This window comes from Gilliamella apicola (assembly GCF_003202655.1).
GTDB classification, from domain to species: domain Bacteria; phylum Pseudomonadota; class Gammaproteobacteria; order Enterobacterales; family Orbaceae; genus Gilliamella; species Gilliamella apicola_R.
The window spans coordinates 105,407-117,400 of sequence record NZ_QGLR01000002.1 but is presented as its reverse complement, the minus strand read 5'-3'; the positions used below and the strand labels follow the sequence as shown (position 1 = coordinate 117,400).

The window sequence follows — 11,994 nt, the reverse complement described above, 5'->3', positions numbered from 1 at the left end:
ATCCTACTTGATTTAACCAAAGTTAAGGAAGGAGAAGTTTTGAATTAAAAAAACATTATAATTTTTGAGGAAAACTATATGTGGGGAAAAAGTTAAAATAATTACTAAATCGGGATTAGTTTTTGAAGGTTAAGAACATTTTATGACAGTTAAGCTTGTTTTAGAGTCCGGAGAATTTTCAACCTATCCCAGTAGGTGGCGAATAAAAGAAGAAAATGGTCATTATTTATTTCGTTGTTTGTCAGGCGCTATAGAATATAGAGGATTAAGAACGGGTACAGAAATTAAATTTAGATAGGAGAAATTTATGATAAATGATCATGATTATAAAGAGGTTGTTGAATGCTCTGAATTAAGATCTTTTAGGGGATTATGGAATTATATTTGCCCGGATATGATTCCATCATTAAAATTTTCTGGAGAGCAATTTCCTTTTCAAACAAGAAAAGAAATATTTTTTTATTTTGTACAAAGATTATTGAATGAAGGGCATATTAAATTAGCTAAAAATGGTCATCTGTTGACCGGTACAATTGATGAGCAGCTAAAAATATTTCATGATGCGTTTCCTAACAATGAGGATGGTTTGTATGACCCTAAACACTTGATGGAAGATTATTGGTTCTATGATGACTCTTGTCCTGCAGGGGTTGTATGGGTTCACAATGATGGGACATTAGAATGGACCTAATATAAGCTTTTCCAGCTAAGCTCAACAACAAAATTCTATATCTATTAAGAAATAAACTTAGCAAATTAAATTATTACCGCATTATTACCGCATTATTACCGCATTATCACCAGCGATATGACCGACGGCCTTGCTGGCACCAGTACACTATAGCTAACTAAGTAGATAAAATTGCACACCGGGCATATGGGTAAAGATAGCAGCGAGTTAACCTAAGATGAAAAACAAACCATCAGTATTTTATCCCAACTAGCATCCGCTCTGTTGCTATGGTTACTTGGCAAATAATTTGCCCAAGTAAACTCGGCGGTGAACCAATTACCAATACTGTTCAAGAAGTACTTATATCAAAAGGTTTATTTGACAATGCTGAAGAAGCACAAGCCTTTTTAGAGAGTTTAAACATAAATCAATAAAAAATTAATGGATCTAGAGGTAATTGAACTAGGTGGTAATGAAAATTATGTAAATGCTGTATTAAGGACTTGTGAACTTTACTACAATCAATATTTGAAGAATAAAGCTTGTTATAAAAAAATAATACCAATAATTATGCTTCAGCTAGTAATTTATCAACTACAAGTAGTAGTGCAAATTTACCACCTGATGATAATGATAAGAAAGATAAAAATGATTCGTATAATAAGGGGGATAAAAAAGGTGTTAGTGGTACCGGTGCTCACCAAATGAAGCAAGAAAACTATTTGAAGGACAGAGATTTGATTCAAATCGCTCTGAAATTCCAAGAAATTTATCTCATGAGTTACATCCAACAGAAACAACAAATTTTAAATAAGGTTAATAAATTATGTTAGATATAGGAAAGTTATCAATTAGCTGGATTTGTGAATTAAATGTATCGAATAATCAGTTGAAAGTTAAAGCAATTGCTTTAGATAAAATTATTCAAATTGAATTTAATGTAATTTTGTTTATGTCAATAGAGAGTCAATATAATGACCTTCAAGAGATTGGAGATACTATTGATATTTCTCATGAATATAGAGCACTTGATCCTAAAGATATGGAAATTTATCCTTATAGTTATAATTCTGGAGCCCCCTGTCATATCATAAATATTTATGGTGATTACATGATCAAATTAATATGCAATGATATTAATGTCATAGAATTAAGTGAATAAAATTTCACTTTAAAGCCTCAGTTCTACTGTTCTCCATTACTGAACTGGATCAGTTATTTGTCAATTATGTGATCTCCTTAGCAAGTTAGAAAATTAACTTACCTTTTTAGTGTTAATCGTGATGGACTTATCTGTAGTGAATCCGAATTTATTCAGCCGTAAATAGCTTTTACTAATGAATATTTTATGCTAATAAAAGAAAAAATTAGATGTGAGTATATTAGTTCTAACTTAATCTACACAGAAACTTGAAAAACATGCGTTATTAGTTTTGAGATAGGGTATCGAATATTCAATCAAAACAAAAAAGTAATGTTAGTCTTTAATCGCTCACAATCAAATCAAAGTAACTCCTATAATAAATATAATCAACGTGATACTAAAAAATAGTAAGCGGGCAATACACCTTAATACTAAACAATTGATACTTAGAAAGCAGAAGGTCTTCGTCATGAAGAGATACAGTTTAATCTTCTAAAACTTAATATTATTGATTCTGCAATAGCTCCTGTTAATGTAAATGCTCTTCTAAATTTGTATGATAATGGTGCGCGAGTAAAGACGAAATAATAGCATTTGTTCCTAGCTATTTTTAATAAACTTGTCGCTAAAGCGGAAGATTTATTAAATAATAAATATGCTGCTCATGAAATAGAGTAGTGATTGGTAAGATCATGCACAAACTTGTATTGAAAGGAAATGATACGTATTTTGCTCTGTATTTTTACACACTAATCTATCAGCATGTTAAAGACTGGTTAACATCAAAGAACATACTTTTAAGGAATATTAATATGGGAATGCAAGTCAGCATAGATATAAATTTTGCACAAGAATATTCTCCTAAAGAGATATTAAAATGCCTAATAAATAGTGGCTGGAATATTTATTATCAAAATATGGTTACTTATCTATCGTCAAATGATATTGATGATTATAACTGGTTGAATATAGACATGAGTCTGTTCAATTTAGACGAGTTTATAAACTCTCATAATGTTATGGATAAAGTCGGTATAGTGATGGTTTATGATAATGAATCAGGGGGTAATTTATTAATTTACCCTAACTATTTATCTATGTCATTGTCAATAAATCGTCAGTATTTATTTGGGGAAGATATTCCAGATTTTAATTGGTATTTAAAAAAAATGGGTGTTTTTTTAAGAAAAATAAAACTATCAAGCATACAGTGTGAAACCATCTACTAATGAATAAATCCCACCTCAGCCGTGAGGATTTTATTTTAGCTTGTAGTTCTTAGCTCAGCGTCTGAATCCTAATAATCAGCATGCCCCCATCATTTGGTGCTTTAACGAAATAACAGAAATTAGATAAAGGATGGAAATTAACTTCTGAAGAAACAAAAAAACAATATAATTGGCAACTATAATTGAAGTTCCTAACGATGTTCGCAAAGCTGAACCTACATATAATGGTAAAAATACCGCGAACAAATCAAGAAAGATGCAGAAAACTTTCTGCAACGATTAAAAGCGATACAAAAACCCTTCAAAAAAATAGGATAGAAACCGGATATCATCCCAAACAAGTTGAAGATGTGATAGATAAAATCATACTAAGAAATAGAGAATAAGGATGAATTAAATGATTGAATGGCAAGAATTTATCAACGTTATAGGGAAAACTGAAATTTCTGCAGAGTTTTTAAATTTATTATCCTTTATGCAAGAGAAACCTGAAATTTCAGAAAATCTTACAGAATGGAATGATCCCGAAAGAACTAAATATTATAAATTTTTTAACACCGGGATTCTTATCGGTTGCAGTGAAGTAATACGTTATATTCGTTTTTATTTCGAAAAAACAGACAGTTATTCTATATACCAAGGGAAAATACTTGATGGTATTGGTCCAGAATATAATAAACAAATGCTTATCAATTTGTTGGGAGAACCATCAATAATAGATGATGACAAACCAAATTATTTTCTTGGCTATATTAAACGTTGGATATTATATGATATGGGATCTTATTCGATACTTTTTGAATTTAATCATAATGGTTTTATTTGTGCAGTAACACTAGGATTATTTTAAACCAAAATTAACGAAGATGGCCAAGATCTCACTTGATCTGACCAATATTTAAAAAATAACGTTACTAATTTTGATATAAGGTATCGAGTTTTCTAGCAAAACTCAAAGATAACACTCATCTTTAATCCCCCTAAAATCAAAGCATCAACCTAAAGTCATTTGATTAACTTGGTTTGAAAAATTTCCAGCAATCTACATAGTAAAATGCGTTATCAAATTAGACATCTTTGCCCTCATAGCGTTTAAACAATAATCGAACAGTATCGCCCCTCAATCACTCTTGCTAATAACAATTTGAAAAATCCTTCAATAAAGCTAATACCCATGATTATGAGAAGTATGCTATGCAATAGATTGCTATCAGCAAGGCTAAAGTTATTTATATTGATAGAAGATAAAAAAAATCATTAGCCGAAACTAATGATTTTTGCTTTAGGATGTGTAAAAAATTAATAATAATTGCAATCAACAACTATAATTCAATAATTAGAGATGCCTCTGTAGCCGCCTTGATATCTTCAACCGTATATTCAGGATTAATTTCAATTAATTTTAGTCCTTCTGCGGTTACTTTAATAACGCCCATTTCTGTAATAATTAGGTCAACAGCATTAACAGCAGTCAATGGTAAAGAGCACTCTTTTAATATTTTATGTGCGCCCTTAGCTGTATGTTCCATTGCTACAATGACTTTTTTGGCTCCTGTAACAAGGTCCATTGCGCCACCCATGCCTGGCACCATTTTTCCTGGGATCATATAATTGGCAATATTACCCTTCTCATCAACTTGTAATGCACCTAGGACAGATACATCAATATGACCACCACGGATAATTCCGAAAGATGTTGCACTATCAAAAAAACAACCTCCCGGTAAAATGGTTACAGGTTGACCGCCGGCATTAATGATGCTTGGATCATAATTGTCCGCCGTTGGTGTAGGGCCTAATCCTAAAAAACCGTTTTCAGATTGAAGAATAACTTCAATATTTTCAGGAATAAAATTAGCTACTCGCGTTGGTAGTCCAATACCTAAATTGACGATATCGCCATCGGATAACTCTTTAGCAACACGGGATGCAATATAATTTTGTAACTGTTCCTTATCCATTAGCAGCCTCTTCCTTTGACGATATAATCAACGAAAATACCCGGTGTCGCAATTTCTTGTGGATTTAGTTCGCCAATATCCACAATTTGACCAGCTTCAACGATAGTCAGTTTAGCGGCACTTGCCATAACGTTATTAAAGTTATTCATTGCCCCTTTATAAACAATATTGCCAGCTCGATCGACTTTTGCCGCATAAAGTAAAGCAACATCAGCAAATAATGGTGTTTCTAGTAAATATTGTTTACCATCAACCTCAATTTTTTTCTTACCTTCTTCTACTAATGTTCCTATCCCAGTTGGGGTTAAAACACCGCCTAATCCATAACCGGCACAGCGAATACGCTCGGCAAGAGTACCTTGCGGAATTAATTCGACTTGCGTTTCGCCGGCATTCATTTGCCTTCCGGTTTCTTTATTCAAACCAATGTGTGAAGCAATAATTTTTCTGAACTTTTTTAACATAACCATCTTACCGACGCCTTGATCAATCAAGCCAGTATCATTGCAAATTAACGTTAAGTTTTTCACCTCTGTTTGGCATAAATAATCAATCAATGTTTCTGGTGAGCCACTAGCCATAAAGCCACCGACCATCATAGTGGTTTCATCTTTGATTGATGATAGTGCTTGCTCAATACTTACTACTTTATCCATAAAACTTGCCCTATTGAGAAACCACCATCGCAATACCTTGACCACCGCCAATACAGAGCGTGGCTAAGCCATTTTTGGCATTTCGCTTTTTCATTTCATAAATAAGTGACACTAAAATTCTAGCTCCACTGGCACCAATTGGATGACCAAGTGCTATTGCGCCGCCATTAACATTCACTTTTTCTGCTGGAATATTTAAGGTATTACAAACTGCTAATGCTTGTGCAGCAAAGGCTTCATTAGCTTCAAATAAATCGATATCATTAATAGTCAGACCAGCTTTATCTAACGCTTTTCGGGTAGCTGGAATTGGGCCAATTCCCATCACTTCTGGAGCTACTCCCGCCGCTGCACAGCTTTTAATTGTGACTAACGGTTCTAGTCCTAGTTTTTCTGCTTTTTTGCGACTCATTAAAATTAAAATTGCCGCACCATCATTAATACCTGATGCATTACCTGCGGTAACAGTACCATCTTTTTTGAAGGCAGTTCGTAAAGAGGCTAATTTTTCTATTGTGGTATTTGGTTTTGGATATTCATCAGTTTCAATTACGGTCGTTTCGCCTTTTTTATTAGCAATGGTTACCGGAACAATTTCATCTTTAAAACGGTTTGTCTGTAATGCTATTGCTGCTTTTTTCTGACTAGCTAAAGCTAATTCATCCTGAGCTTGCCGTGAAATACCATATTGCTCGGCAACATTTTCGGCAGTGATTCCCATATGGTAATGATTAAAGGCGTCTGTTAATCCATCACAAATCATTGTATCGATCATTTGCGCATTACCCATTTTTAGGCCAAAGCGAGCATTCGGGATCACATATGGCGATAAACTCATATTTTCAGCACCACCTGCAATTACAACATCGGCTTCACCTGTTGCGATGGCTTGTGCCGCAAGTTGCACGGTTTTTAATCCTGAACCACAGACTTTGTTAACTGTAAAACTTGAGACTTCTTCAGGTATCCCACTTTTAATTGCGATCTGTCTTGCCACATTTTGACCGAGTCCTGCTTGTAACACATTTCCTAATATAACTTCATCTATCTCTTTAGGATCAAGATTTATTCTTTTCATCGCCTCTTTTAACGCTATAGCACCTAAATCAACTACAGGGACATTATTAAAAACCCCACCAAAACTGCCAATTGGTGTGCGTACCGCTGATACAATGACAACATCTTGCATAAGATCATCCTTTTACTTATATGATAAATTTAACTTATGCTAGATGATTGATTTACCTCTGTCCAAGTCTGATTTATTATACAATCTATAAGTTAATCTTATAGATTTTATTAAATAGGAATTATTAAAGGTAACAAACATATGGATATTCGACATTTTCAGTATTTTGTTGCAATCATCAAAGCCGATTTTAATTTGTCTTTGGCAGCAAAAAGACTTTACATATCCCAACCGGCATTAAGTCAATTTATTAAATCTTTTGAGGAATCAGAAAAAGTAGAACTGTTTGAGAGATATAAAGGTCGTTTACAAGGTTTGACTCCTACCGGTGAGCTTTTTTACGAACAAGTTCAAAAACTAATTACTCAATATAACGATATGTTGACTGCCATTCGTGAGGATGCCGGTCAATTGAAAGGCAAAGTAAGAATAGGTATTCCACCATTAATTTTAGGTGTGGTGTTTTCTTCAGTGATCGCTGATTTGATTATTAATCATCCCAATATAGAAGTTGAAATTATCGAAAAAGGCGCCTATGAATTAAGTCAAATGTGTATGGTTGATGAGCTTGATTTTGCTATTTTGCTCGACCCGACTAATATTAGTTCAACTATTATTGATGAACATCTTATACAACAAAGTGAGTTATCTGTCTTTTTTAATCACGAGCATCCCCTTGCACAAAAACAGACGCTAACATGGTCAGATTTAAATGATCAAATGTTAGCAATTTTTGAACCAAGTTTTATGATCCATCATAAATTAATGAAAAAATTTAGCGAATATAATATTCAGCCACAAAAATATACGATGTCTGCATCTTGGGACTTTTTATTACTTTTAGCAACCAATTCCAAATTTATAACGATTTTACCATCACCAATCTTGGATATTTACTCTAACCAAAATATTGTTGAACGTCGCTTTGATGATCCAATTTATTGGAAAGTCTTACTCTGTCATACTAAAAAACAGCGTTATTCAAGGTTGCATCAGTTTGTCTTTAACTATATTTTAAGTCATTTTGAGGATAAAAAATAAACTGACAATATGTTGAAGACGATAAACCAAAACCATATACTGACTAGGAAAATAATAATTACCAATGAGTACAAAATGCAATGTCCAAAGCGATAAATGCATGTATGAGTCGCTTAAAATCAAGTAAAAACCTTAGTAAACTCGAAAGCGCATTGAATTAATTTACTGACCTAAACCACAATATTAAGGAAATTAATACCTTGCTTTATCGAGTTATTCACGATTTTCTTGACAGTTATCTAAATTATTTCGATCAACTTGTTGTCATTATGTAATTAATCAAATTTTCATTAGTTTTTAATTACTTTTTGCGATAAACAAACCGCTTTCTATTCGCTTTAAAATAAGAATTATTGCATAATACACAACGAATAAAATGCAGAATTTAAAGGTGTAAATATGGAACTTCTTTGCCCTGCTGGTTCATTACCATCGCTCAAAGTGGCGATTGATAATGGTGCTGACGCAGTTTATATTGGTTTGAAAGATGATACCAACGCTCGCCATTTTGCTGGTTTAAATTTTAATGAAAAACGATTAGTTGAAGCAGCAGATTATGTTCATAAACGCGGTAAAAAGTTACATATCGCTATTAATACATTTGCTCACCCCGAAAATTTTGAACGCTGGCAATATGCTGTTGATACTGCTGCCAACATTGGTGCTGATGCTTTAATCATTGCTGATTTGGCGATGCTTGATTATGCAGCTCAGAAGTATCCAAATCTTGAGCGTCATGTTTCGGTACAAGCTTCTTCAACTAATGAAGAATCAATTAAGTTTTATCATAATAACTTTCAAGTACATCGTATTGTGTTACCTAGGGTGTTATCTATGCATCAAGTAAAACAATTATCACAGGTTTCGCCTGTGCCTTTGGAAGTTTTTGCATTTGGTAGTTTATGTATTATGGCTGAAGGTCGCTGCTATCTATCGTCATACTTAACCGGCGAATCACCCAATACCGTTGGCGCTTGCTCGCCAGCCAAGTTTGTCCGTTGGGAAGAGACCGATAAAGGGCTCGAATCACGACTCAATAATGTTTTAATTGATTGCCATAAAAAAGGGGAAAATGCTGGCTACCCAACACTTTGTAAAGGGCGTTATTTTGTTGGCGATGCGCTTTATCATCCGATTGAAGAACCGACTAGCTTAAATACCATTGAACTGTTACCAGACCTATTTGCGGCCAATATTGCTTCGGTTAAAATTGAAGGAAGACAACGCAGCCCCGCTTATGTTGAACAGGTCACGAAAGTATGGCGACAAGCTATTGATCGCTATAAAGCGAATCCTCAAGCCTTCCAAGCTGAAAAAAATTGGATGGATACTTTAGGATCTGTTTCCGAAGGGACCCAAACAACATTAGGTGCTTATCACCGTAAATGGCAATAATTGACCAGCTTTAATATTAAAATTTACAACCAAAATAAAACTCGATACTCATCTAGGTGATTTTTCACATTAGTATCAGAGATTAGCTATAAAAAATTGACTATTTAGAAATTTAAATATAGTGAGCAAAACTATGAAATACGCATTAGGACCAATACTTTATTATTGGCCTAAAATCGAAACCGAAGCCTTTTATCAAGCCGCTAAGGAAAGTGAAGCGGATATTATTTATATGGGCGAAACAGTTTGTACCAAACGCCGTGAAATGAAAGTACCTAATTGGCTAGATTTAGCTAAAGAAATTGCTAAGTCAGGTAAGCAAGTGGTACTTTCTACTCTTGCGTTACTTGAAGCGCCTTCAGAGCTGACTGATTTAAGACAGTTAGTCAATAATGGTGACTTCCTAGTTGAAGCGAATGATTTGGCGGCAATTAATATTGCCCATGACAATAACTTACCGTTTGTCGCCGGCCCAGCTATAAACTGTTATAACGCATTAACGCTAAAATTATTACAAAAGCAAGGTATGGTGCGTTGGTGTATGCCGGTCGAACTGTCTCGTGATTGGCTGAGTAATGTGCTAAAACAATTTGATTCTTTGAAAATTGATCGTAATTTTGAGGTCGAAGTATTTAGTTATGGCTATTTACCCTTAGCTTACTCTGCGCGTTGCTTTACCGCCAGATCAGAAGATAGACCAAAAGATAAATGTGAAACTTGCTGTATTAAATATCCAGTTGGACGAGAAGTATTTTCACAAGAACAACAGAAAGTATTTGTATTAAACGGCATTCAAACGCAAAGTGGTTATTGTTACAATTTAGGGAACAATTTAAAGGATATGCATGGCTTAGTTGATATTGTGCGTATTTCACCACTTGGTATTCAGACGCTTGATATCGTTAAACAATTTAGAGCTAATGAAGACGGCACCAACCCGCTACATATTGAACATAAACGAGACTGTAATGGTTATTGGAATGGGATTGCTGGACTTGAACTTACACAATAAACATCCGCTAGCTGAAATTTTTAGAGCAGATTTTCCTGCTCTAGATAACAATGTCTATCTTGATTCGGCCGCTACCGCGTTAAAACCGCAAACCATGATCAATGCAACCGTTGAATATTATGCACATCACACCGCAACTGCTCAGCGTAGTTTACACCAAGATGCGCTAAAGGTGACGGCCGCTATTGATGAAGCGCGGCAGAGTGTTGCTGATTTTATTCATAGCCAATCAAGCCATGAAATTATTTGGACACGAGGAACCACTGAATCAATAAACATAATTGCTCAGAGCTATGCAAGGCCTTTGCTACAAGTTAATGATGAAATTATTGTCAGTGAATTAGAGCACCATAGTAATCTATTACCTTGGCTCATCGTCGCCAAACAAACTGGGGCAAAACTCATTAAATGGTCTGCTGAGGTTAATGAGCTTTCATCATTACTATCAAACAGAACCAAAATTGTAGCTATCACCCAAATGTCTAATGTTACCGGTTTTTGTCCTGATTTAGCGAAAATTAGTCAGCTAGTCCACCAATATAATGCGATTTTAGTAGTAGATGGTGCACAAGGCGTGGTACATCAGCCAATTGATGTTACCGCGTTAAATATCGACTTTTACGCTTTTTCTGCCCATAAGTTATATGGCCCAACGGGGCTTGGCGTACTATACGGAAAACAACATTTGCTTGAACGGATGGACGTTTGGCAAGGTGGCGGTAAAATGTTGAAAAATGCTTCATTTTTAGGATTTGAAGTTGAAGAACTGCCTTATAAATTCGAAGCCGGTACACAAAATATCGCCGGAATCCTCGGCTTTCAAGCAACGTTATTATGGTTAAAAAAATGGGATGAAGCACAATTAGATTGTTATTTAAAACAGTTGGTAAATTATGCCGAATCAAAATTAGCGCAATTAAAGCATATTCAGTTCTACCAGGTTAAAAATAGTCCAATAATAAGCTTTACTATAGAAAATATTCACCATAATGATATCGCTATTTTATTGAGCGAACAAAATATCGCTATCCGTACCGGTGAATTATGTGCCAAGCCTCTGATGGATAAACTTGGTTGTCATGGGGTTATGCGCATTTCACTAATGCCATATAATAATCAGCAAGATATTGATAGTTTTATTAGCGCACTACAAAATGCTATTGAGCTATTAACGTAGCTTAACATGTTAGTCGCTAACGATTATCTTTTAATAGCGACTATATTAGTAATTATTAACTACTATCTATTAATAATTACTATCTTTAAACCCAATCTTCAACATATAACTGGTTTTAATTATGCTATCACAACAAACACTATTTGAATTATTTTCCAAGCAACATAACTGGCAAGATCGTTATCGACAATTGATAGCTTTAGCAAAACAATTACCGGATTTTGCTGATGAAAAAAAAATTGAGGCTAATCAGGTTTATGGTTGTGAAAACCGGGTATGGCTAACAGCCAATAAACAATCTGATAATACTTTTATTTTTCAGGGTGATAGTGAAGGTAGAATTGTTAAAGGATTACTCACAGTTTTAATTATTATTGCCAATAATAAGACAGCGGAACAGATTAAAGCGCTTGATTTTCATGCGATATTAAAGCAATTAAAAATCACTGATGAATTGAGCCAATCTAGGCTACAAGGGCTGGATAAATTGATTGAACGAATTAAGAGTCAATGACAT

Annotated in this window: 13 protein-coding genes; 10 read left to right on the top strand and 3 right to left on the bottom strand. The window is 34.3% G+C overall.

Annotation, left to right across the window (positions count from 1 at the left end):
* The first annotated feature begins 307 nt into the window (after window positions 1–307).
* The 5 genes from DKK70_RS00660 to DKK70_RS00635 all read left to right on the top strand — a co-directional run bounded on the left by DKK70_RS00660 (window position 308) and on the right by DKK70_RS00635 (window position 3,896).
* Entirely contained in the window at window positions 308–691 is a 384-nt protein-coding gene (locus DKK70_RS00660; RefSeq protein ID WP_110432307.1) for a DUF596 domain-containing protein, read from the top strand.
* Window positions 692–960: 269 nt separating this feature from the next.
* Window positions 961–1,107: a hypothetical protein gene (locus tag DKK70_RS16610; RefSeq protein WP_181415871.1), complete on the top strand. Its 147-nt coding sequence runs from the start codon at window positions 961–963 to the stop codon at window positions 1,105–1,107.
* 392 nt (window positions 1,108–1,499) lie between these two features.
* Complete coding sequence (locus tag DKK70_RS00650) at window positions 1,500–1,835, top strand: hypothetical protein (protein ID WP_110432305.1); 336 nt, start codon at window positions 1,500–1,502, stop codon at window positions 1,833–1,835.
* Window positions 1,836–2,629: 794 nt separating this feature from the next.
* A complete protein-coding gene (locus DKK70_RS00645; protein ID WP_146210834.1) occupies window positions 2,630–3,046 on the top strand; it encodes a hypothetical protein in 417 nt (138 codons plus the stop codon).
* A 397-nt stretch (window positions 3,047–3,443) separates the two neighbouring features.
* Window positions 3,444–3,896 carry a hypothetical protein gene (locus DKK70_RS00635; RefSeq protein WP_110432302.1) on the top strand — a complete coding sequence of 151 codons (453 nt, stop codon included), beginning with the start codon at window positions 3,444–3,446 and terminating at the stop codon, window positions 3,894–3,896.
* A 472-nt stretch (window positions 3,897–4,368) separates the two neighbouring features.
* On the opposite strand, the gene DKK70_RS00630 is transcribed toward DKK70_RS00635, so the two are convergent.
* From DKK70_RS00630 to DKK70_RS00620, 3 genes are read right to left on the bottom strand one after another with little or no spacing between them, the layout of a single operon-like run.
* Entirely contained in the window at window positions 4,369–5,007 is a 639-nt protein-coding gene (locus DKK70_RS00630; RefSeq protein ID WP_034883212.1) for a 3-oxoacid CoA-transferase subunit B, read from the bottom strand.
* Window positions 5,007–5,663, bottom strand: a complete 657-nt coding sequence (locus tag DKK70_RS00625) for a CoA transferase subunit A (protein ID WP_034883214.1) — start codon at window positions 5,661–5,663, stop codon at window positions 5,007–5,009. The genes DKK70_RS00630 and DKK70_RS00625 overlap by 1 nt, the downstream gene beginning before the upstream one ends.
* Window positions 5,664–5,673: 10 nt before the next feature.
* Window positions 5,674–6,852: an acetyl-CoA C-acetyltransferase gene (locus DKK70_RS00620; protein ID WP_110432301.1), complete on the bottom strand. Its 1,179-nt coding sequence runs from the start codon at window positions 6,850–6,852 to the stop codon at window positions 5,674–5,676.
* Window positions 6,853–6,993: 141 nt separating this feature from the next.
* On the opposite strand from DKK70_RS00620, the gene DKK70_RS00615 reads away from it, so the two are divergent.
* The 5 genes from DKK70_RS00615 to csdE all read left to right on the top strand — a co-directional run bounded on the left by DKK70_RS00615 (window position 6,994) and on the right by csdE (window position 11,991).
* Window positions 6,994–7,893: a LysR family transcriptional regulator gene (locus DKK70_RS00615; RefSeq protein ID WP_110432300.1), complete on the top strand. Its 900-nt coding sequence runs from the start codon at window positions 6,994–6,996 to the stop codon at window positions 7,891–7,893.
* A gap of 399 nt (window positions 7,894–8,292) precedes the next feature.
* Complete coding sequence (ubiU, locus tag DKK70_RS00610) at window positions 8,293–9,288, top strand: ubiquinone anaerobic biosynthesis protein UbiU (protein ID WP_110432299.1); 996 nt, start codon at window positions 8,293–8,295, stop codon at window positions 9,286–9,288.
* Window positions 9,289–9,421: 133 nt separating this feature from the next.
* The gene (locus DKK70_RS00605; RefSeq protein WP_110432298.1) at window positions 9,422–10,300 is read left to right on the top strand and encodes a U32 family peptidase; all 879 of its coding nucleotides are present in this window, start codon (window positions 9,422–9,424) and stop codon (window positions 10,298–10,300) included.
* Window positions 10,269–11,477 (top strand): cysteine desulfurase CsdA, encoded by a 1,209-nt coding sequence (gene csdA / locus DKK70_RS00600; protein WP_110432348.1) that lies wholly within the window; start codon window positions 10,269–10,271, stop codon window positions 11,475–11,477. Before DKK70_RS00605 ends, csdA begins: the two co-directional genes overlap by 32 nt.
* Window positions 11,478–11,598: 121 nt before the next feature.
* The gene (gene csdE / locus DKK70_RS00595; RefSeq protein ID WP_110432297.1) at window positions 11,599–11,991 is read left to right on the top strand and encodes a cysteine desulfurase sulfur acceptor subunit CsdE; all 393 of its coding nucleotides are present in this window, start codon (window positions 11,599–11,601) and stop codon (window positions 11,989–11,991) included.
* Window positions 11,992–11,994: the final 3 nt, after the last annotated feature.